This window comes from Micromonospora sp. ZG13 (assembly GCF_059359355.1).
The window spans coordinates 489,011-510,166 of record NZ_JCADBQ010000003.1 but is presented as its reverse complement, the minus strand read 5'-3'; the positions used below and the strand labels follow the sequence as shown (position 1 = coordinate 510,166).

General features: G+C 72.8%; 20 protein-coding genes, 1 tRNA gene and 1 pseudogene. 16 read left to right on the top strand and 6 right to left on the bottom strand.

Features of this window, described 5'->3' with window-relative positions; genetic code table 11:
* The first annotated feature begins 80 nt into the window (after window positions 1–80).
* Together AC5L34_RS09850 and AC5L34_RS09845 are read left to right on the top strand one after the other, a co-directional pair.
* Window positions 81–536 carry a DUF4383 domain-containing protein gene (locus AC5L34_RS09850; protein ID WP_441174469.1) on the top strand — a complete coding sequence of 152 codons (456 nt, stop codon included), beginning with the start codon at window positions 81–83 and terminating at the stop codon, window positions 534–536.
* A gap of 229 nt (window positions 537–765) precedes the next feature.
* The gene (locus tag AC5L34_RS09845) at window positions 766–1,242 is read left to right on the top strand and encodes a DUF4383 domain-containing protein (RefSeq protein ID WP_441174468.1); all 477 of its coding nucleotides are present in this window, start codon (window positions 766–768) and stop codon (window positions 1,240–1,242) included.
* A 12-nt stretch (window positions 1,243–1,254) separates the two neighbouring features.
* On the opposite strand, the gene AC5L34_RS09840 is transcribed toward AC5L34_RS09845, so the two are convergent.
* Together AC5L34_RS09840 and AC5L34_RS09835 are read right to left on the bottom strand one after the other, a co-directional pair.
* Window positions 1,255–1,944, bottom strand: coding sequence for a TetR family transcriptional regulator (locus AC5L34_RS09840; RefSeq protein WP_441174672.1), 690 nt, complete (start codon window positions 1,942–1,944; stop codon window positions 1,255–1,257).
* A 71-nt stretch (window positions 1,945–2,015) separates the two neighbouring features.
* The gene (locus AC5L34_RS09835) at window positions 2,016–2,972 is read right to left on the bottom strand and encodes an acyl-CoA desaturase (RefSeq protein WP_441174467.1); all 957 of its coding nucleotides are present in this window, start codon (window positions 2,970–2,972) and stop codon (window positions 2,016–2,018) included.
* Window positions 2,973–3,222: 250 nt separating this feature from the next.
* Between AC5L34_RS09835 and AC5L34_RS09830 the strand changes: the two genes are divergently transcribed.
* From AC5L34_RS09830 to AC5L34_RS09795, 8 genes are all read left to right on the top strand, one after another.
* Window positions 3,223–3,293 (top strand) — tRNA-Gln (locus AC5L34_RS09830).
* Between the two features lie 74 nt (window positions 3,294–3,367).
* A complete protein-coding gene (glmU, locus tag AC5L34_RS09825) occupies window positions 3,368–4,903 on the top strand; it encodes a bifunctional UDP-N-acetylglucosamine diphosphorylase/glucosamine-1-phosphate N-acetyltransferase GlmU (protein ID WP_494824544.1) in 1,536 nt (511 codons plus the stop codon).
* A 55-nt stretch (window positions 4,904–4,958) separates the two neighbouring features.
* Window positions 4,959–5,939 carry a ribose-phosphate diphosphokinase gene (locus tag AC5L34_RS09820; RefSeq protein ID WP_101414085.1) on the top strand — a complete coding sequence of 327 codons (981 nt, stop codon included), beginning with the start codon at window positions 4,959–4,961 and terminating at the stop codon, window positions 5,937–5,939.
* A gap of 332 nt (window positions 5,940–6,271) precedes the next feature.
* Window positions 6,272–6,961 carry a 50S ribosomal protein L25/general stress protein Ctc gene (locus tag AC5L34_RS09815; RefSeq protein ID WP_441174465.1) on the top strand — a complete coding sequence of 230 codons (690 nt, stop codon included), beginning with the start codon at window positions 6,272–6,274 and terminating at the stop codon, window positions 6,959–6,961.
* A 105-nt stretch (window positions 6,962–7,066) separates the two neighbouring features.
* The gene (gene pth, locus AC5L34_RS09810; RefSeq protein WP_350822118.1) at window positions 7,067–7,657 is read left to right on the top strand and encodes an aminoacyl-tRNA hydrolase; all 591 of its coding nucleotides are present in this window, start codon (window positions 7,067–7,069) and stop codon (window positions 7,655–7,657) included.
* 123 nt (window positions 7,658–7,780) lie between these two features.
* The gene (locus AC5L34_RS09805; protein ID WP_441174464.1) at window positions 7,781–8,611 is read left to right on the top strand and encodes an inositol monophosphatase family protein; all 831 of its coding nucleotides are present in this window, start codon (window positions 7,781–7,783) and stop codon (window positions 8,609–8,611) included.
* 80 nt (window positions 8,612–8,691) lie between these two features.
* Window positions 8,692–9,603: a sulfate adenylyltransferase subunit CysD gene (gene cysD / locus AC5L34_RS09800; protein ID WP_089002098.1), complete on the top strand. Its 912-nt coding sequence runs from the start codon at window positions 8,692–8,694 to the stop codon at window positions 9,601–9,603.
* Window positions 9,603–10,928: a sulfate adenylyltransferase subunit 1 gene (locus AC5L34_RS09795; protein WP_494824541.1), complete on the top strand. Its 1,326-nt coding sequence runs from the start codon at window positions 9,603–9,605 to the stop codon at window positions 10,926–10,928. Before cysD ends, AC5L34_RS09795 begins: the two co-directional genes overlap by 1 nt.
* Before the next feature lie 33 nt (window positions 10,929–10,961).
* Here the strand turns inward: AC5L34_RS09795 and galK are convergent.
* Window positions 10,962–12,084 (bottom strand): annotated as a pseudogene (gene galK, locus AC5L34_RS09790) (galactokinase).
* On the bottom strand, window positions 12,081–13,064 hold the full coding sequence (galE, locus tag AC5L34_RS09785; RefSeq protein WP_441174463.1) for a UDP-glucose 4-epimerase GalE: 984 nt from the start codon (window positions 13,062–13,064) through the stop codon (window positions 12,081–12,083). The pseudogene galK and the gene galE overlap by 4 nt, the downstream one beginning before the upstream one ends.
* Before the next feature lie 175 nt (window positions 13,065–13,239).
* On the opposite strand from galE, the gene AC5L34_RS09780 reads away from it, so the two are divergent.
* From AC5L34_RS09780 to AC5L34_RS09755, 6 genes are all read left to right on the top strand, one after another.
* Window positions 13,240–14,265, top strand: coding sequence for a hemolysin family protein (locus tag AC5L34_RS09780; RefSeq protein ID WP_441174462.1), 1,026 nt, complete (start codon window positions 13,240–13,242; stop codon window positions 14,263–14,265).
* Between the two features lie 33 nt (window positions 14,266–14,298).
* Window positions 14,299–15,324 carry a tryptophan--tRNA ligase gene (gene trpS, locus AC5L34_RS09775; protein WP_441174461.1) on the top strand — a complete coding sequence of 342 codons (1,026 nt, stop codon included), beginning with the start codon at window positions 14,299–14,301 and terminating at the stop codon, window positions 15,322–15,324.
* 46 nt (window positions 15,325–15,370) lie between these two features.
* Window positions 15,371–15,928 carry a 2'-5' RNA ligase family protein gene (locus tag AC5L34_RS09770; protein WP_441174460.1) on the top strand — a complete coding sequence of 186 codons (558 nt, stop codon included), beginning with the start codon at window positions 15,371–15,373 and terminating at the stop codon, window positions 15,926–15,928.
* A 116-nt stretch (window positions 15,929–16,044) separates the two neighbouring features.
* Window positions 16,045–16,968 carry a YihY/virulence factor BrkB family protein gene (locus tag AC5L34_RS09765; RefSeq protein WP_441174459.1) on the top strand — a complete coding sequence of 308 codons (924 nt, stop codon included), beginning with the start codon at window positions 16,045–16,047 and terminating at the stop codon, window positions 16,966–16,968.
* A 14-nt stretch (window positions 16,969–16,982) separates the two neighbouring features.
* Window positions 16,983–17,351, top strand: coding sequence for a GntR family transcriptional regulator (locus AC5L34_RS09760; RefSeq protein ID WP_494824538.1), 369 nt, complete (start codon window positions 16,983–16,985; stop codon window positions 17,349–17,351).
* A gap of 103 nt (window positions 17,352–17,454) precedes the next feature.
* The gene (locus tag AC5L34_RS09755) at window positions 17,455–17,895 is read left to right on the top strand and encodes a hypothetical protein (RefSeq protein ID WP_441174458.1); all 441 of its coding nucleotides are present in this window, start codon (window positions 17,455–17,457) and stop codon (window positions 17,893–17,895) included.
* A 157-nt stretch (window positions 17,896–18,052) separates the two neighbouring features.
* On the opposite strand, the gene AC5L34_RS09750 is transcribed toward AC5L34_RS09755, so the two are convergent.
* Both AC5L34_RS09750 and AC5L34_RS09745 read right to left on the bottom strand, forming a co-directional pair.
* On the bottom strand, window positions 18,053–19,687 hold the full coding sequence (locus AC5L34_RS09750; RefSeq protein WP_494824536.1) for a glycoside hydrolase family 13 protein: 1,635 nt from the start codon (window positions 19,685–19,687) through the stop codon (window positions 18,053–18,055).
* Window positions 19,688–19,873: 186 nt separating this feature from the next.
* Window positions 19,874–20,962 carry a LacI family DNA-binding transcriptional regulator gene (locus tag AC5L34_RS09745; RefSeq protein WP_089002088.1) on the bottom strand — a complete coding sequence of 363 codons (1,089 nt, stop codon included), beginning with the start codon at window positions 20,960–20,962 and terminating at the stop codon, window positions 19,874–19,876.
* Window positions 20,963–21,156: the final 194 nt, after the last annotated feature.

Here is a 21,156-nt window from a genome sequence, read left to right as displayed (position 1 = left end):
CCCCCCGTGTGCGGCGTCACACCCCGGCGTGCGGGACAATCGCTGTCGACCCTCACCCGAACGGCGTTGGAGACTCAGACATGGCCCACACCCCCGTCAACCACCCCGCGCGGCCGGTCTACCGGGCGATCGGCGGGCTGACCGGTCTGTACCTGGTGGCCTTCGGCGTGCTCGGCATCATCGCGAGCGCCGGCAACGAGGTCCTCGCCCAGGATGACACGCAGGTCCTCGGCCAGGGCACGAATCTCGGCTTCTCGCTGCTCAGCGTCCTGCTGGGGGCCGCGGTGCTGGCCGGCACCGCGATCGGCCGCAACCTCGACGTGATGATCAACCAGTGGCTGGCGTACGTCATGATGGTGATCAGCCTCGCCGGCCTCGCCTTCATCCAGACCGAGGCCAACATCTTCAACTTCAGCATCTTCACCGTCATCACGCTGATGGTGCTCAGCCTGGTCCTGCTGATGGTCGGCATGTACGGCAAGGTCGGCACGGACGAGGAGCAGGAGGCCTGGCAGAAGGCCCGCCTCGTGCTCTGAGCTCTTCTGCTGCTGGGTTGTCGCCGGAGCCCGACCCGCTCCGGGCGGTCAGGGTTGATCCCTGCGCGGGTCGGGCTCCGGCGACAACCGACGTGGTCCCGCTCCGACCCGGCCCTGCGGCCCGGTGGGGTGGGATCTTTGTGTTTCCGCCCGCCGTTGAACGGTTTGGCGGACGGACGACCCCCTCCGGGGGACAATCGGGGTGAATGTCCTGATTGGTGGAGGGGCCATGCCGCACTTTCCCGTGAACCATCCGGCGCGACCGGTCTACCGGCTCCTCGCCGGCCTGGTGGGGCTCTACATCCTGGTCTTCGGGGTCTGGGGCGTCGCCCTGACGATCGGCGACCCGCTCTTCGACCGGGGCGACAACTGGGCCCTCGGGCTCCGCACCAACCTGGCCTTCTCGCTGGCCTCCGTGGTCTTCGGGATCGTGCTCATCGTCGGGGCGTCCCGGCGCGGCAACCTCGGCCACTACATGAACCTGACCGCCGGGATCATCTTCCTGGTCACCAGCATCCTCATGATGTCGGTGCTCCAGACCGAGGCCAACTTCCTCAACTTCTCGATGTCGACGGTGATCGTGTCGATGCTCTTCGGCCTGCTCCTGCTCGGCACCGGCCTGTACGACAAGGTCGGCACCGACGAGCACGCCGAGGAGGAACGGCGCCGCCGCCACCACCCGGTCTCCGAGGCCCACGGCCGCTGACCGGCACCGGGCTCAGCGCCCCCGGACCGTGATCAGGCTCGGCTTCGCCTCCAGGTGCGACAGCCCGCTCCAGGCCAGGTTGACCAGGTGCGCCGCCACGGTCTCCTTGCGGGGCTTGCGCACCTCCAGCCACCAGCGGCCGGTCAGCGCCACCATCCCCACCAGGGCCTGCGAGTAGAGCTCGGCCAGCTTCGGGTCGTAGCCCCGGCTGGAGAACTCGGCCCCGAGGATGTGCTCCACCTGGTGGGCCACGTCGTTCATCACGCTGCTGAAGTTGCCCGCCGCCGACAGCACCGGCGACTCCCGTACCAGCACCCGGAAGCCGCTGGTCTCCTCCTCGATGTAGGTCAGCAGGGCCAGTGCCGCCTGCTCCAGCAGCTCGCGCGGGTGCCCGGCGGTCAGGGCCGTGGTGATCCGGTCCAGCAGGGCGCGTACCTCCCGGTCCACCACCACCGCGTAGAGCCCCTCCTTGCCCCCGAAGTGCTCGTAGACCACCGGCTTGGAGACCTTCGCGCGGGCCGCCACCTCCTCGATGGAGGTGGCGTCGAAGCCGCGCTCGGCGAAGATCTGCCGGGCGATCGCGATCAGCTGCTCCCGGCGCTGGGCCGCCGACATGCGTACGCGCGCGGATGGTTTGCCGGCCCCGACGGGAACCACCGGCCGCCGGCCGGTCGCGCGGTCGCGGCCAGGGACATCGGCCATGTTCTCGTCAGTCCGCCGGCGCTCGGTCACCCGGCCATCCTGCCAGGCGGCCCCCGCGCCCACCGCCCGCGCTACCGCCCGGCGGCCGGTTCGACGAGCTTCGCCGCGACGCGCTCGGGCTTCGGCCAGCGCACGTCCCAGGCCGCGCCGGCCTTCTCGAACAGCCAGATCACCCGGGCCGAGACGTCCACCTGCCCGCGCAGTACGCCGTGCCGGGCGCTGGTCGGGTCGGCGTGGTGCAGGTTGTGCCAGCTCTCGCCGAACGACACGATCGCCAGCGGCCAGAAGTTCGACGCCCGGTCGCCCTGGCGCACCGCGAACGGCCGCTCCCCGTAGACGTGGCAGACGGAGTTGATGGACCAGGTGACGTGGTGCAGGAGCGCGATGCGCACCAGGCCGGCCCAGAAGAGCGCGGACAGCGCCCCCCGCCACGACCAGGTGAGCAGGCCGCCCATCAGCGCTGGGCCGAGGACCGAGACCACCACCAGCAGCGGGAACAGCCGGTCCACGCGGCTGATGTCCCGGTCGGCGAGCAGGTCCGGGGCGAAGCGTCGGCGGTTGGACAGCTCCCGGCCGAAGAGCCAGCCGACGTGCGCGTGGAACAGGCCCCTGGTCAGGCCCCGCACGCTCTCGCCGTACCGCCACGGCGAGTGCGGGTCGCCCTCCAGGTCGGAGAAGGCGTGGTGACGCCGGTGGTCGGCCACCCACTGGATGATCTCGCCCTGCACCGCCAGCGAACCGGACACCCCCAGCGCGACCCGCAGCCAGCGCTTCGCCTTGAACGACCCGTGGGTGAAGTACCGGTGGTAGCCGACGGTGATGCCCAGCCCCGAGACGACGTACCAGAACGCGGCGACGGCCACGTCGGTCCAGCTCAGCCAGCCGCCCCAGGCGACCGGCACGGCGGCGAGGAGGGCCAGGAAGGGGATCACCACGAACGCCCAGAGGGCGACGAGGATGCCCCGTGACTGGGTGCCCTGGGTGAGCGGCTTCGGACCGGCGGCAGGATCGAGGGACGTGGCGGCCATGGCACCTCGCAAGGGGACGCGATGATCACGTAGTTACGCCTACGTCACCGTAACTTAGGTGCCCGGCGCGCGCACGGGACAGCGGCGCGGATGAATATCTGATCGTGTCGTACGCCCGCCCGGGGTGCTGCCCGCGACCACTCCACCGCCTGCCGACAGATGCGGGGAGGAAATGGGCGATGGCGTCTCGGGCGAGGGGCGCTAAGGTGTAGGGGTCCGGCAGGCTGTTAAGTTTGCCCGTTTTAGACCGTCCCGGGTCGTCTAATGGCAGGACGTCAGGTTTTGGTCCTGATTGTAGGGGTTCGAGTCCTCTCCCGGGAGCTTCCGCTCGTCGCAGACGATGTCTGGTTAGCATGGCCGCGAGATTGTTCGCCGTCCCGACGGGAGCCCGTGTCGTGTCCCAGCCCCACCTCCGCACCGTTGTCGTGCTCGCCGCCGGTGAGGGCAAGCGGATGAAGTCGGCGCTGCCCAAGGTGCTGCACCCGCTGCTCGGCCGTACCCTCGTCGGCCACGTGCTCGCCGCCGCCGCGCCGCTGGCCGCGGACCGCACGGTGGTCGTGGTGGGGCACGGCGCCGACCAGGTCCGCGCGCACCTGACGGAGATCGCCCCCGCGTCCACCCCGGTGCTCCAGGCCGAGCAGCTCGGCACCGGCCACGCCGTCCGGATCGCGCTGGACGCCGTGCCGGACGCCACCGGCACCGTGGTCGTCATCAACGGCGACGTGCCGCTGCTGCGCCCGGAGACGGTGGCCGCGCTGGTGGAGGCGCACGAGGGCGCGGGTGCGGCGGCGACCGTGCTCGCCGCCGAGGTGCCCGACCCGACCGGCCTGGGCCGGATCGTGCGCGACGCCGGCGGGCGGCTCGAGCAGATCGTCGAGGAGCGCGACGCCACCGAGGCGCAGCGGGCGATCCGGGAGATCAACGCGGGCATCTACGCGTTCGACGTCGCCCGGTTGCGCGACGCGCTGGGCAAGTTGTCGACCGACAACGACCAGGGCGAGGAGTACCTGACCGACGTCTTCGCCCTGCTGGGCTCGGCCGGTGAGCCGGTGGCCGTGCACGTGGCGGCGGACCACGTGGAGACGCTGGGCTGCAACGACCGGGTCGAGCTGGCCACGCTGCGCCGGCTGCTGCGCGACCGCGTCAACGAGGCCTGGATGCGTACCGGGGTCAGCCTGCTCGACCCGGACACCACCTGGATCGACGTGACGGTCGCCCTGGACCGGGACGCCGTGGTCGACCAGAACACCCAGCTGCGCGGCGGCACGGTGGTCGGCACGGGCGCGGTCGTCGGGCCGGACGTGACGCTGATCGACACGGTCGTCGGCCCCGGCGCCACGGTGCTGCGCAGCCACGCGGTGGGCGCGGAGGTCGGCCCGGGCGCCAGCGTCGGGCCGTACGCGTACCTGCGGCCGGACGCCCGGCTGGCCGAGAAGGCCAAGGTCGGCACGTTCGTCGAGGTCAAGAACTCCGAGGTGGGCGCGGGGGCGAAGGTGCCGCACCTGTCGTACGTGGGCGACGCGACGATCGGCGCGAAGGCGAACATCGGCGCGGCGACGATCTTCGTCAACTACGACGGGGTGAACAAGCACCGCACCACGGTCGGCGAGGCCGCGTTCGTCGGCTGCGACACCAGCCTCATCGCCCCCGTCGAGGTGGGCGCCGGGGCGTACGTGGCGGCGGGCAGCGCGATCACGCAGGACGTGCCGCCGGGGGCGCTCGGGGTGACCCGCGCGCCGCAGCGCAGCATCGACGGCTGGGTGGCCCGCAAGCGCGCCGGTACGGCCTCGGCGGAGGCGGCGGCGCGGGCCCAGAAGGCCGATGAGGATGCGTCGGCATCGGGATCCCGGGCAAGTGAAGGTGAGGCAATCCACGGGGATGCCGAGCCGGTCAGGTCGGCCTCGGGCGCGGGGGATACTGCAACCGAATAGTCCCCGGCCCACCACCACCGCCGGGTACCACCGACCAACGGGAGCAGACGGGCCCATGGGCAGCATCGTCGCCGAAAACCGCAAGAGCCTGATGCTTTTTTCCGGACGTGGCTTTCCGGAGTTGGCCAAGGAGATCGGTGAGGTGCTCGGCGTCGCGCCGACGCCGGCCGACGCGTACGAGTTCGCCAACGGTGAGATCTTCGTACGGTTCAAGGACTCGGTACGCGGTTCGGACGCCTTCGTGGTCCAGTCCGTCACGCACGGGGTCAACACGTGGGTCATGGAGACCCTCATCATGATCGACGCGCTGAAGCGCGGTTCGGCCAAGCGGATCACCGTGGTCCTGCCGTTCTACCCGTACGCCCGGCAGGACAAGAAGCACCGCGGCCGGGAGCCGATCTCGGCCCGGCTGGTGGCGGACCTGCTGAAGACGGCCGGGGCGAACCGCATCCTCACCGTCGACCTGCACACCGCGCAGATCCAGGGCTTCTTCGACGGCCCCGTCGACCACCTCTTCGCCATGGACATCCTCGCCGAGTACGTCCAGCACAAGTACGACGGCCGCCCGATGACGGTGGTCGCGCCGGACTCGGGCCGGGTGCGGGTGGCGGAGCGGTGGACGGACCGGCTGGGCGGCTGCCCGCTGGCGTTCATCCACAAGACGCGCGACCCGCTGAAGCCGAACCAGGTGGTGGCGAACCGGGTGGTCGGCGAGGTCGAGGGCCGGGTCTGCCTGATCGTCGACGACATGATCGACACGGGCGGCACGATCTGCGGGGCGGCGGACATCCTCCGGGAGTCCGGTGCGGCCGACGTGATCGTGGCCTCGACCCACGCCCTGCTCTCCGACCCGGCGACCGAGCGGCTGAAGAACGCCCCGATCAGCGAGGTCGTGGTCACCAACACGCTGCCGCTGCCGCCGGAGAAGCAGCTCGACAAGATCACCGTACTGTCGATCGCGCCGCTGCTGGCGCGGGCGATCCGCGAGGTCTTCGACGACGGCTCGGTGACCACCCTCTTCGGTGGCCTGAGCTGACCGTGCGACGCCGGGCCGGGCGGCGCGAACGCCTCCGGCCCGGCGTCGGACGCCCCGGCGTACGGGGTGTCGTCGGCCGGGGCCCGATCACCCTGCGGGCCTGCGGGAACGGTGATAAGGGGACTGCCGGAGCGCGCGGAATCAGCTCGGGTAGACTGGTGCGGTTGCCACGGCGAGGGTGCCCGGCGGGCCGCTGACAAGCGCCGCACGGAGGCACCGTCATCGACGCGGTGCTCCGGGCAGTCGTTCTCGACGCATGAGCCCCAGCGAGCCCCTCGCCCCAGCACCGCCAGACGACAAGCCGCCGCAGCGAAAGCATCAGGAGTTTCCCCGTGTCCGAGGTAAAGATCAGCGCCGAGCCCCGCACCGAGTTCGGCAAGGGTGGTGCCCGTCGTACCCGCCGGGCCGGCAAGGTGCCCGCCGTGCTGTACGGCCACGGCGAGAAGCCCAAGCACATCGCGCTGCCGTCCCGCGAGTTCGCCGCCGCGATCCGCAAGGGTGGCGCCAACCAGCTCTTCGCGATCGAGGTCAGCGACGGCACCCAGGTGCTGGCGCTGCCGAAGGCGATCCAGCGTGACCCGATCAAGGACACCTTCGAGCACGTGGACCTGCTGCTGGTCCGCCGGGGCGAGAAGGTCACCGTCGAGGTCCCGGTCCAGCTGACCGGCGAGGCCGCCAAGGACACCCTGATCGTGCACGACCACGACACCCTGTCGGTCACCGCCGACGCCACCAAGGTGCCGGACCACCTGGAGGCCTCGATCGAGGGCCTGGAGGCCGGCACGCAGGTCACCGCCGGCGACGTGGAGCTGCCGGCCGGCGTCGAGCTGGCCGCCGACGCGGACCAGACGGTCGCCTCGGTGACCGCCGCGCCGACCGCCGAGCAGCTCGAGGCCACCCTCCCCGAGGTCGAGGAGGCCGCCGAGGAGGCCGAGGCCGGTGTCGGCGAGGAGACCGCCGAGGGCGCCGAGGCTCCGGCCGCCGAGGGCGAGGAGAACGCCGAGGCGAAGACCGAGGCCTGATCGGTTCGCAACGTTGCGACAGGCGTCCCCGCGCGGTCGGGGGCGCCTGTCGGCGTATCGGTGTCCGGTGGATGCGGTGACGGCGAGCAGCGGGAGGGGCGGGGCGTGACGGACGAGGCGGGGCCGTGGCTGGTGGTCGGCCTGGGCAACCCGGGCCGGGAGTACGCCGGCAACCGGCACAACGTCGGCTTCATGGTGGCCGACCTGCTGGCGGGCCGGCTCGGCGCGAAGTTCGGCCGGCACAAGCGGGCGGTGGCGGAGGTAGCCGAGGGGCGGCTCGGGTTCGGCGGGCCGAAGCTGGTACTGGTCAAGCCGCTGACGTATATGAACCTCTCCGGCGGGCCGGTGGCCGGCCTCGCCCAGTTCCACAAGGTGCCGCCGGGCCGGGTGATCGCCGTGCACGACGAGCTGGACATCGGCTACGGCCAGCTGCGGGTGAAGTGCGGCGGCGGCGAGGGCGGGCACAACGGCCTGCGGTCGATGTCCAAGTCGCTGGGCACGAAGGAGTACGTCCGGGTGCGCTTCGGCATCGGCCGGCCGCCGGGGCGGCAGGATCCGGCGGACTACGTACTGTCGGATTTCGGCGCGACCGAGCGTAAGGAACTGGAGTTCCTGGTGGACCGGGCCGCTGACGTGGTGGAGTCGGTGGTCACCAGGGGCGTGGAGCCGACGCAGAACCTCTACCACGGGGTGTGAGCGCCGGGTTGGGCGCCCGGGGCCGGTAGTCTTCGCCTTTCGGCGCGACGCGACCGTCGGGGCGGGGTCGTCGGCGTGGGCGTGCCGGGCGCGGAGCGAGGCGAGGCGACGGGAGCGAGAGTCATGGGCAGTCCTCCGATGATCGACGGGGCCTTCGCCCGGTGGCTGGCGGCCCGGGCCGGTCAGGCGCTGCTCGGCCTGCGCGCCGAGATGGGCTTCGCGGACGCGGGGGCGTTGCGCTCGGCGGGCGACAAGGTCTCGCACGACCTCATCCGCACCGAGCTGGCGAAGTGGCGGCCGGACGACGCCGTCCTCTCCGAGGAGGACGAGGGTTCGCGGCTGGCGTGGGCGGCGGAGGTGAACGCCGAGGCGGTGTCCCGGCTGACCGCCGACCGGGTGTGGATCATCGACCCGCTGGACGGCACCCGGGAATTCTCCGAGGAGGGCCGTTCGGACTGGGCGGTGCACGTGGCGCTCTGGTCGCGTACCGCTCCGACGCCGCACGGGCTGGTCGCGGGCGCGGTCGGGCTACCGGCGCAGCAGCGGGTGCTGGGCACCGACTATCCGCCGGCGTACCCTCCGGCGACGGTGGAGGCGGCGGCGCCCGGCGGGCGGACGATCCGCCTGGCGGCGAGCCGGAGCCGGCCGCCGGTGTTCCTGACCGACCTGGCGGAGGACGTCGGCGCGCACCTGGTGCCGATGGGCTCGGCCGGGGCGAAGATCGCCGCGGTGGTGACCGGTGAGGTGGACGCCTACATCCACGCGGGCGGCCAGTACGAGTGGGACTCGGCCGCGCCGGTCGCTGTGGCGACGGCCACCGGCCTGCACGCTTCCCGGATCGACGGTTCTGCGCTGAGATACAACGAGGCGGATCCGCGCCTGCCCGACCTGCTGGTCTGCCGCGAGGATCTCGCCAGTCGGTTGCTTGCAGCGTTGCAGCGTCATTCCGGGTAGCCTGAGCGGCACTTCTTGGCATGCCCGACCGGAAAGGTCTGGAATACGATGAGCGGATTCGAGCGAAGCGAGCCCGTGTCATGACCGCCCCCGCCGCCTACCAGGTGTCGCATCTCGACGCGCTGGAGGCCGAGAGCATCTTCGTGATGCGCGAGGTGGTCGCCGAGATGGAGCGGCCGGTGCTGCTCTTCTCGGGCGGCAAGGACTCGATCGTCATGCTCCGGCTGGCCCAGAAGGCGTTCGCCCCGGCCAACGTCCCGTTCCCGGTCATGCACGTGGACACCGGGCACAACTTCCCCGAGGTCCTGGAATACCGGGACCAGCGGGTCGCGGAGCTGGGGCTGCAACTGGTGGTGGCGAGCGTGCCGGAGGCGCTGGCCCGCGGGCTGGTGCGCGAGTCGGCCGACGGGATGCGCAACCGGATCCAGACGCCGGTGCTGCTGGACGCGGTGGAGAAGCACCGCTTCGACGCGCTTTTCGGCGGCGCCCGTCGCGACGAGGAGAAGGCCCGCGCCAAGGAGCGGGTGTTCAGCTTCCGCGACGAGTTCGGTCAGTGGGACCCGAAGAACCAGCGCCCGGAGCTGTGGGCGCTCTACAACGGCCGCCACCACCCGGGCGAGTCGATCCGGGTCTTCCCGCTGTCCAACTGGACCGAGCTGGACGTCTGGCACTACATCGCCCGCGAGCGCATCGCCCTGCCGTCGATCTACTACGCCCACGAGCGCGAGGTGGTCGAGCGCGACGGGATGCTCTACGCGGTCAACGAGTTCTTCCGGCCCCGGGCGGGCGAGGACCGGTTCAAGGCGCGGGTGCGCTACCGGACGGTGGGCGACGCGTCCTGCACCGCCGCCGTGCGCTCCGACGCCGACACGGTCGAGAAGGTCATCGAGGAGGTCGCCGCCACCCGGATCACCGAGCGCGGCGCGACCCGCGGCGACGACCGGGTCAGCGAGGCCGCCATGGAGGACCGCAAGCGGGAGGGCTACTTCTGATGACCACCGAGACCGTCCCGCCGGCCGACGCGAGCCCGACGGACGCCCGGGCCGTGCCGGAGCCCCGGCCGATGGACCTGCTGCGCTTCGCCACCGCCGGCAGCGTCGACGACGGCAAGTCGACCCTGATCGGCCGGCTGCTCTACGACACGAAGTCGCTCTTCACCGACCAGCTCGCCGCCGTCGAGGCGGTCAGCGCCGCGCGGGGCGACGAGTACACCAACCTGGCGCTGCTCACCGACGGCCTGCGGGCGGAGCGCGAGCAGGGCATCACCATCGACGTGGCGTACCGCTACTTCGCCACGCCCCGGCGGAAGTTCATCATCGCGGACACCCCCGGGCACATCCAGTACACCCGCAACATGGTGACCGGGGCGTCGACGGCCGACCTGGCGCTGATCCTGGTGGACGCCCGCAAGGGCCTGGTCGAGCAGTCCCGCCGGCACGCGTTCCTCTGCTCGCTGCTGCGGGTGCCGCACCTGGTCCTCTGCGTCAACAAGATGGACCTGGTCGACTTCTCGCAGGAGGTCTTCGAGCGGATCGCCGACGAGTTCACCGCGTTCGCCGCGAAGCTCGACGTGCCCGACCTGACGGTGGTGCCGGTCTCGGCGCTGCGTGGCGACAACATCGTCACCCGGTCGGAGAACATGCCCTGGTACGAGGGCCCGTCGCTGCTGCACCACCTGGAGCGGGTGCACATCGCCAGCGACCGCAACCTGGTCGACGTGCGCTTCCCGGTGCAGTACGTGATCCGCCCGCAGTCGACCACCGTCACCGACTACCGGGGCTACGCCGGCCAGGTCGCCTCCGGCGTGCTCAAGCCGGGCGACGAGGTGATGGTGCTGCCGTCCGGCTTCACCAGCCGGATCGCCGCCGTGGAGACCGCCGACGGGCCGGTCGCGGAGGCGTTCCCGCCGATGTCGGTGACCGTACGCCTCGAAGACGAGATCGACATCTCCCGGGGCGACATGATCTGCCGCCCGAACAACGCCCCGGCGGTGTCCCAGGACATCGAGGCGATGGTGTGCTGGATGGACGAGACCCGCCCGCTCCAGGTCGGTGGGAAGTACGCCATCAAGCACACCACCCGCTCGGCGCGGGCGATCGTGCGCGGCCTGCACTACCGGCTGGACATCAACTCGCTGCACCGCGACGAGTCCGCGGACGGGCTGGGGCTCAACGAGATCGGCCGGGTGCGGCTGCGGACGACCGTGCCGCTGCTCGCGGACGAGTACCGCCGCAACCGCACCACCGGCGGCTTCGTGATCATCGACGAGTCCACCAACCGCACCGTCGGCGCGGGGATGATCGTCGAAGCGCAGTGACCCCCACGGTGGGCGGGTGACCGCCCACCGTGGTCAGTCCAGCCGGGTGGCGCCCGGGCCGGGCAGGACGGTGACGTGGCCGGGCGCGGCGAAGCCCCGCTCGGCGTACGCGGCCGTGACGGCGGCGGCGACCCCGTCGGCCCGTTCCGCGTCGACGAGGGCGAGGACGCAGCCGCCGAACCCGCCGCCGGTCATCCGGGCGCCGAGCGCCCCGGCGGCCAGGGCCGCCTCGACGGCCGTGTCGATCTCCGGGACGGTGATCTCGAAGTCGTTCCGCATCGAGGCGTGCGAGGCGGTCAGCAGCGGCCCGATCTCGCGTACCCGGCCGGCGCGCAGCAGCGCGACGGTGTCGAGCACGCGCTGGTTCTCGGTTACGACGTGCCGCACCCGGCGGCGGGTCTCGTCCTCGTCGAGCCGGGCCAGGGCGTCGGCCAGCCCGTCGGCGGGGACGTCGCGCAGCGCCGCGACGCCGAGCAGCCCGGCGGCCCGCTCGCAGGAGCCGCGGCGGGCGGCGTACTCGCCGTCGGCGTGCCGGTGCGGGGCCCGGCTGTCGACGACCAGCACGGCGAGGCCGGCGGCGTCCAGGTCGAACGGGACCTGCTCGACGGACTCGTCGCGGCAGTCCAGGAAGAGCGCGTGCCCGGCGCGACAGCGGATCACCGCCGACTGGTCCATGATGCCGGTCGGCGCGCCCACGTAGTCGTTCTCGGCGCGCTGGGCCAGCCGGGGCCGTCGCTCGGCGGGCAGGTCCAGCCCGCCCAGGTCGACCAGGGCGGCCAGCACGGCGGCCTCCAGTGCCGCCGAGGAGGACAGCCCGGCGCCCAGGGGCACGTCGGAGGCGATCGCCAGGCGGGCGCCGGGCACCGCGTGCCCCGCCTCCCGCAGCGCCCAGACGACCCCGGCCACGTACGCGCCCCAGCCGGTGACCCGGCCTGGCCCGGCGACCTCCTCGGCGCCGAAGGTGATCGTCTCACCGGTGAGCTCCGAGCGGACCGTCCAGGTGTCGCCGGGCTGCGGGGCGGCTGCCACCACCGTGCGCAGCGGCAGGCTCGCCGATGAGGTTCGCCCGCCCGGGAGCCGCCCAGCGGCCGGCGGGCGGCTCGCCGTACGCCGAGTGGAAGTCGGCGGTGGCGCGGGCCGCGACGTCGTCGGTCACCGTGGCCCCGCGACGTGCGTGCGGTAGAACGCCCAGGCGTCGGCGACGATGTCGGGCAGGGTCGGCTTGCGCGGCACCCAGCCCAGCTCCTCGCGGGCCAGCGCGGACGACGCGACCAGCTCGGCGGGATCGCCCTCGCGGCGCGGCGCGACCTCGACCGGCACGGGGTGCCCGGTGACCTCGCGGACCACGTCGACCACCTGGCGGTTGGTGAAGCCGTTGCCGTTGCCCAGGTTGTAGATCCGGTGCTGCCCGCCGGTCGCCGCGTCGAGCGCGAGCAGGTGGGCGCGGGCGAGGTCGGCGACGTGGATGTAGTCGCGCACGCAGGTGCCGTCGACGGTCGGGTAGTCGTCGCCGAAGAGCTGGAGCTTCTCCCGCCGGCCGGCGGCCACCTCCAGCGCGATCGGGATGAGGTGGGTCTCCGGGTCGTGCCGTTCGCCGAGCGCGACGTCGCCGTCGAGGTACGCCCCGGCGACGTTGAAGTAGCGCAGCGAGACGGCGGCCAGGTTGTGCCCGATCGCCTCGGAGGTGAGGGCCATGTCGACGGCGAGCTTGGTGGCGCCGTACGTGTTCGTCGGGGCCTTCACCGCCGTCTCGGGGATCGGCAGCTCGGTGGGGTTGCCGTAGACGGCGGCGGTGGAGGAGAAGACCAGGCGGGGCACGCCGGCGGCCCGGACGGCGTCGATCAGGGCGATCGAGCCGACGGTGTTGGTGTGCCAGTAGAGCTCGGGCCGGGTCATCGACTCGCCCGCGGCGATCAGCGCGGCGAAGTGCAGCACCCCGTCGAAGCCCGCGCCGGGGGTGAGCACCCGCGCGGCGTCGTGGACGGGCGCGTCGACGTGCGTCGCGTCGGGGGCGAGCGCCTCGCGGTGGCCGGTGCGCAGGTCGTCGAGCACCACGACCTCGTGGCCGGCGTCGAGCAGCATCCGGGTCACCACGCTGCCGATGAAGCCGGCGCCGCCGGTGACGAGCAGTTTCACGTTGGTCTCCTCCTGCCTGGCCGTCCGGTGGCGGCCCGTGTCGTGATCACCCTACGGCCGGCCGGCCGGTGCCCGCCCCGCGTCGGCCACCTTGTGATTCCATCATGATTCCACAACTTCGAACAGAGCCGAACACGGGCTGCCCGCGGGCCCGGCGCTGTCTACCATCACTGTCATGCGGGAAGCGGGTGCTCCCGGGTTGCGGCGACGCGCCCGGAGCCGGCCACGCCGCGAGCCGGGGCCGTTGCCCCGGGCCGTCGCCCGGATCGTGGTGCGCGCCGCCGACGCCGCCACCCGCGCGGTGACGGCGCTGCTCGGCGCCAGCCCGGCGGCCGGCCGGGAGCGGATCAGCGAGGCGGAGCTGCGCGACCTGGTCGCCGCCAACACCCTGCTCGACCCGGTCGAGCGGCGGATCATCGACGAGGTGCTGGTCGCGGGCGCGAGCCTGGTCCGCGAGGTGATGATGCCGCGCACCGAGGTCGTCTTCCTCTCCGCCCGGCTCACCATCGCCGAGGCGGAGCGGATGGTGCGGGCCGAGACCCACACCCGCTACCCGGTCATCGACGGCACCCACGACGACGTGGTCGGCTTCGTGCACCTGCGCGACGTGCTGCTCCGCCCGGACGTCGACCCCTGCACCACCGTCGGCGAGCTGACCCGGGAGGTGAAGCGGCTGCCCGGCAGCAAACGGGTGCTCGCCGCGCTCAGCGAGATGCGCCGGGAGCGCCACCACCTCGCCGTGGTCGTCGACGAGTACGGCGGCACCGCCGGCATCGTCACCCTGGAGGACCTGATCGAGGAGCTGATCGGGGAGATCCACGACGAGTACGACACCGATCCCGACCCGGTGCACGCCGGCCTGCCCGCCGTGGTGGACGGCCGGCTCAACCTCGCCGACTTCGCCGAGCACACCGGGGTGCGCCTGCCACCCGGCCCGTACGAGACGGTCGGCGGCTTCGTGATGGCCGCGCTGGGCCGGCTCCCCGTCGCCGGCGACGAGGTGCCGGTGACCGTCGGCCCGCCCGGCGACGGCGGCGCGGAACCCGACGACCCGCCCGACGGCTGGCTGCTGCGGGTGCTCACGCTGGAGGGACGGCGGGTGGCCCGGCTCACCGTCTCCGCCGGGCGTCTGCCGGAGCCGCGGCGCGAGATCACCGCCCCCGCGCCGGTGGGGCGGAACCGACCCGCCGGCCCGTCATGACGCGCACCGGGTCTTGCTGACAGAATTGCCGCCATGTCCGACGTTCCCGCCCGCCCCCGCGTCTTCTCCGGCATCCAGCCGACGGCCGACTCGTTCCACCTCGGCAACTACCTGGGCGCCGTGCGGCACTGGGTGGCGTTGCAGGACACCCACGACGCCTACTACTGCGTGGTCGACCTGCACGCGATCACGGCGGGGCACGACCCGAAGACGCTCACGCAGCGCTCCCGGATGGCCGCCGCGCAGCTCTTCGCCGTCGGCCTCGACCCCGAGCGCAGCACGCTCTTCGTGCAGTCGCAGGTGCCCGAGCACTCGCAGCTCGCCTGGGTGCTGGGCTGCATCACCGGCTTCGGCGAGGCGAGCCGGATGACGCAGTTCAAGGACAAGTCGCAGAAGCAGGGCGGCGAGCGGGCGAGCGTCGGCCTGTTCACCTACCCGATCCTCCAGGCCGCCGACATCCTGCTCTACCAGGCCAACGCCGTGCCGGTCGGCGAGGACCAGCGCCAGCACCTGGAGCTCTCCCGCGACCTGGCCCAGCGGTTCAACTCGCTGTTCGGGCCGACCCTGACGGTGCCCGCGCCGCACATCGTCAAGGACACCGCGAAGATCACCGACCTCCAGGACCCGACGGCCAAGATGTCGAAGTCGTCCTCGTCGCCGGCCGGCATCGTCAACCTGCTGGAGGATCCGGCCCGCTCGGCCAAGAAGATCCGCTCCGCGGTCACCGACACCGGGCGGGAGATCGTCTTCGACACCGAGACCAAGCCGGGCGTCTCCAACCTGCTGACCATCTACTCCGCGCTGAGCGGGCGGAGCGTCGACGACCTGGTCGCCGCGTACGCCGGCAAGGGCTACGGCGACCTCAAAAAGGACCTCGGCGAGGTGGTGCGGGAGTTCGTCGGCCCGATCCAGGAGCGCACCAAGGCCTACCTCGACGACCCGGCGCAGCTCGACAAGCTGCTCGCCGCCGGCGCGGAGAAGGCCCGCGTGCTCGCCGGCGCGACGCTGCGCACCGTGTATGAGCGGGTGGGCTTCTTCCCGCCGGTGCGCGGCGAGTAGCGCCCCGGCGCGACGGGTGAGGGCGGACGGGTCGGTGGCCGGAGGGATGACGCACAGCGTGGATCGCAGGGACGGGGCGCCGGACGCCGGCGACACCATCGAGATCGGCATCGCCGTCGACATCCCCGAACCGTGGGGCGGCCTGCTCACCCGGCGGCGGGTCGAGGCCGGCGACCCCCGGGTCGTCCCCGCCCACGTGACCCTGCTCGGGCCGACCGAGATCCCGGTGGCGACGTTGCCGGCGGTGGAACGGCACCTCGGCGCGGTCGCCGCCGCCCACCTGCCCTTCACCCTGCACCTGCGGGGCACCGGCACGTTCCGCCCGGTGACCCAGGTCGTCTTCGTGGCGGTGGCCGCCGGGATCAGCGAGTGCGAACTGCTCGCCGCCGCGATCAGGGCCGCCCCCGAGCTGCACCGCGAGACACGCTTCCCCTACCACCCGCACGTCACGGTCGCCCAGGACGTCGCGCCGGAGGCGCTGGACCGGGCGTACGAGGACCTGGCCGACTTCTCGGCCATGTTCGAGGTCGAGGCGTTCACCCTCTTTTCGCACAGCGGGCAGACCCGGTGGCAGCCGCGCCGGGACTTCCGGCTGGGCGGCTGAGCGGTCGCCCGGGTGCGCCACGGCGTCGACGCCGGCTCCCGCCGTACGACCGCCGCCCGGCGCGGGCCGGCGCCCGGTTGCCCGCGCGGCGGCGGAAGATCGGCGAGGATGACGGCGTGAACGTGCTGGGCCGCATCGAGGCGGGCATCGACCGCCGGATCAGCGCCACCCGCCGCCGGTGGGGCGCCGCCGACCACCTCTGGCGGGCCGGCGTGCTCTACAACGACGTGCTGGGCGGGCGGCTGGCCGCCGCGATCGCCTACTACGGCTTCTTCGCGGTCTTCGCGCTGGCGCTGGTCGGGTACTCGATCTTCGGGGCCATCCTGGAGGACAACGACGAGGTCAGCGCGGCCGCCGCGGACTTCCTCCGGGAGAACCTGCCGTTCCTCGATCCGGTGCAGATCGCCGACAGCAGCGGCACGGTCGGGGTGATCGGCCTGATCATCCTCGCGTTCACCGGAGTCGGCTGGGTGGAGGCGATCCGGTCCTCCCAGCGGCTCATGTACGGGCTCAACCAGCAGCCCGGCAACCTGGTGGTCCGCCGCCTGGTCGACCTCGGCGTGCTGGTGGTCATCTTCGTGCTGCTCGGCGTCTCGGTGGCGGCGGTGGACGCCCTGGAGTCGCTGCTGCGGTTCCTGCTGCGCAGCACCGGCTCGGTCGGCCTGACCACGGTCAGCGCGGTGCTCAGCGTGGTGGTCAACGCGGTGCTGGCCACCCTGCTGCTGGTGGCGGTGCCGAGGCTGCGGATGAGCCGGTCCCGGCTGCGCCCGGTGGTGCTGCTGGTCGCGGTCGGCATCACGCTGCTGAACACCGTCGGGCGCTTCTACGTGGTGCGCACCGAGCGGAACCCGGCGTACACGGTGGTGGCGGGCGCCGTGGGGCTGCTGCTCTACCTCTACCTGCTCAACCAGCTGGTGCTCTTCGGCGCGGCGCTGGCCGCGACCAGCCCACGCGGTCGGGTGGTGGACCTGGCGGCGGCTCCGGGGCCGGTCGACCCGGACGCGGACACGGACCCGGGCACCCCGGGCGGGGCCGGATGAGTGGGGGAGCGGGCGTGCGGATCACGGTCGACCAGGGCTCGGCGGTGCCGCCGTACGAGCAGGTGCGCGGGCAGCTCGCGGAGCTGATCGGGACGGGCCGGTTGGCGGTGGGCACCCGGCTGCCGACCGTCCGTCGGTTCGCGGCCGACCTCGGGCTGGCGGTCAACACGGTGGCCCGGGCCTACCGGGAGCTGGAGGCGGCCGGTCTGCTGGAGACCCGGGGCCGGCACGGCACCTTCGTCGCGCCCGGACGCGACGACGCGTCGGACCGGTTGCAGCGGGTGGCGGCCGAGTACGCCGCCGAGGCCGCCCGGCTGGGCGTACCGCCCGCGACGGCGCTGGCCCTGGTCCGCGCGGCGTTGGACGCGACGCGACCGGCCTGACGGTGCCGGCGACCCCGGGTCGGGGCGCCGGCGACCCGCGCGCGGTAGGTGGAATGGCGGGAATGACTCCCCGGGTGCCCGGCGCCACGGACATGATGGGCGCGTGGGCGCACTCGTGACACTGGACCTGCCGGACGACTCGCCGATGCTCGGCCTGCCGTGGATCATCACCTTCGGCCCGCTCGGCGACGCCGACGAGTGGGAGCCGGTGGTCTGCGGCCCCTACGAGCGGCCGCACGCCCTCGCGCTGGCCGAGTCGATCGTCGCCGAGGAGCAGCTGATGGCGGTCGTCGAGCCGCTGCTGCCGGCGGTCTCGGCCGAGGAGATCCGGGGCGAGATCGCCGCGGCGCAGATCGCCGCCGAGGACGAGGCGGCGCAGCTCGACCAGGCCGATCTCTACGGCGACTTCGAGGACACCATCGACGAGGAGTTGGAGGCGGCGGCCGAGGAGGCCGACCGCGCGGAGCCGCTCGCCCCGCCCACCGAGGCCGAGCTGCGGGCCGGCTTCGGGCGCATCGCCGCCAAGCTCCCCGGCGGCGCCTGAACCGGTCCGGCCGGCGCATCCCGATGGACGCCGGCGCCACCGGAGCGGACTCCGGAGGCGCCGGCGCCACCTCACCCCCCACCACAAGGGGTCGGTAGCCCAGTCGCCCGTCGGCGCGGGGCACAACGGACGACCAGGTCGATGACGGGTTACCCGCTCAGCGCCGTTCGAACCAAGCGGCCGCGTCGACGCCGAGCAGGTGGCCGGAGCCCTGCCCGGTGAGCGGCTCGCTGGCGGCGATCGGTGCGCCGTACCCGTCGATCAGGGCCGGCGCACCGCTGATGTTGACCACGCAGGTCAGCACGGTGTCGCCGGCGGTGCGGCTGAAGGCGAGCACGCCCGGCCCGGCCTCCAACCAGGTGACTGCGCCCGCGTCGGCGGCCAGCGCCGGGTGCTCGCGGCGGATCCGCAGCGCGGTGCGGTAGAGCTCCAGCGTCGAGCCGGGCATGCCGGTCTGGGCGGCGACCGAGAGGGCACGCCAGGTGGCCGGGGCCGGCAGCCAGCTCAGCTCGCTGCCGGCCGGCCCGAAGCCGTACGGGGCCAGCTCGCCGCTCCACGGGATCGGCACCCGGCAGCCGTCGCGGCTCTCGCCGGTGCGCAGGAACGCCGGGTCCTGGCGCAGCTCGTCCGGCAGGTCGAGCACCTCCGGCAGGCCCAGTTCCTCGCCCTGGTAGAGGTAGGCGCAGCCGGGCAGGGCGAGCATCAGCAGGGTGGCGGCGCGCGCCCGGCGCAGCCCCTCGGCGCCGTCGCCGTAGCGGGTCACGTGCCGCTGCTTGTCGTGGTTGGAGAGCACCCAGGTGGTGGGCGCGCCGACGATGGTCGACTCGGCGAGCGCGGTGTCGATGACCTTGCGGAACGAGTCGGCGGACCAGGTCGCGTCGAGGAAGTCGAAGCTGAACGCCTGGTGCAGCTCGTCCGGGCCGATGTAGCGGGCGAGGCGCTGCGGGGTCTCGGCCCACGCCTCGGCGACCGCCATCCGGCCGCCCGGGTAGCTGTCCAGGATCGGCCGCCAGGCGCGGTAGATGTCGTGGACCTCGTCCTGGTCGAAGTAGGGGAGCCGGCCCTTGCCGAGCAGCTCCGCCTGGCGCTGGCCGGTGGTCATGGAGTTGAAACCGACGTCCGGCAGCCCCTCGGCCTTGATCATGCCGTGCGCCACGTCGATCCGGAAGCCGTCCACGCCCCGGTCGAGCCAGAAGCGCAGCACGCCCTCGAACTCGGCGCGCACCTCGGGGTGCCGCCAGTTCAAATCGGGCTGGGCCGGGTCGAACAGGTGCAGGTACCACTGGCCGTCGTCGATCCGCGTCCAGGCGGGGCCGCCGAAGATGCTCTCCCAGTCGTTCGGCGGCAGTTCGCCGTTCTCGCCCTTGCCCTCGGCGAAGAGGTAGCGCGCCCGCTCGGGGGAGCCGGGCCCGGCGGCCAGCGCCGCCTGGAACCACGGGTGCGCGCTGGAGGTGTGGTTGGGCACCAGGTCGACGATGATCCGCAGGCCGAGGGCGTGCGCGTCGGTGATCATGTTGTCGAAGTCCGCGAGGGTGCCGAACATCGGGTCGACGTCGCGGTAGTCGGCGACGTCGTACCCGCCGTCGATCATCGGGGAGGTGTAGAAGGGGGTCAGCCAGAGCGCGTCCACGCCGAGGTCGTGCAGGTACGGCAGGCGCTCCCGGATGCCCTGGAGGTCGCCGACGCCGTCGCCGTTGGAGTCGGCGAAGCTGCGTACGTAGACCTGGTAGACGACCGCGGAGCGCCACCAGTCGTCGTCGGAGGCCAGCGGCGAGGGGTTGCTGACGGTCATGGGTGGCGTTCCCCGTTCTGTGGCGCGGGAGGGCGGCACCCGAGCGCGGCGCGGGTGCGGGGGTGGTGTCTGAGCAGAATGCCGCTCGTTACTGCAAGAGTCAAGCATTCCTTGCGCAAGAAATGGCGTCGGTCACGCGGTGCCCCGAGAAAGCCCCGCTCGCGCGGGCCTTCCGGGGACGGGCGGTCAGGCCGGGACGGCGAGCGCGGGCGGGGCCGGGCGCTGCCGGGTCGGGCCGCCCGGGGCCGGGCGCGCGGCGCCGGTGGGGGCGACGGCGGTGGAGCCGCGCACGACCAGTTCCGGGCGGAAGACGTACTCCGAGTGCGGGGCGGCGTGCCCGTTGATCTCGTCCACCAGGGCCCGGACGGCGGCGACGGCCATCGCGGCCACCGGCTGCCGCATCGTGGTCAGCGGCGGGTCGGTGAAGGCCATCAGCGGGGAGTCGTCGTAGCCGACCACCGACAGCTCTCCCGGCACGGACATGCCGCGCTGCCGGGCGGCCCGGATCGCGCCGAGCGCCATCAGGTCGGAGCCGCAGACGATGCCCGTGACGCCCCGGTCCAGCAGCCGGGCGGCGGCGGCCTCGCCGCCCTCCACGCCGAACAGCGACAGCTCGGCCAGCTCGTCGAGGCCGGGCTCGTCGACCCCGACGAGCCGGCCCATCGCGGCCCGGAAGCCGGCCACCCGGCGCTGCACCGGCACGAACCGGTCCGGCCCGGTGATCAGGCCGATGCGGCGGTGCCCGAGCGCCACCAGGTGGGCCACGGCCAGCTCGGTGGCCTCGCCGTCGTCGCAGGAGACGAAGGGCGCGGGGATGCCGGGCGCGTACCCGTTGATCATCACGACGGGCAGCGGGCGGGCGATCAGAGCCCGGTAGCGGTCGTGGTTGGCGGCGGTGTCGGCGTGCAGGCCGGAGACGAAGACTATTCCGGAGACCTGCCGGTCGAGCAGCATCTCCACGTACTCGTCCTCGGTGACCCCGCCGGCGGTCTGGGTGCAGAGCACGGGGGTGAAGCCGCTCTGCGCCAGGGTCGACTCGATCACCTGGGCGAAGGCGGGGAAGATCGGGTTGTCGAGTTCGGGGACCACCAGGCCCACGAGGCCGGCGCTTCGCTTGCGCAGCCGGGCCGGGCGCTCGTAACCGAGCACATCGAGGGCGGTCAGTACGGCCTGCCGGGTCTCGGGGGCCACTCCCGGGCGGTCGTTGAGCACCCGCGACACCGTGGCCTCGCTGACTTCGGCCTGTTGGGCGATGTCGGACAGTCGAGCGCGCATGGCCGCACTTTAGCTCAAAGGCAAGTTCTTGCGTACACTTCTGCAAGCCCTTCCATTCTCTGCAACCTCTTGCTAACGTCCCCGCAACACGCGAGAGCAGCGGCGCAGCACGCCCGGCGCCGGTTGGCAAGAAAATTACAGAGCTTCCACTGGCGGGATCGCCCCTCCCCCGGCGGGCCGCCATGACGACAGGA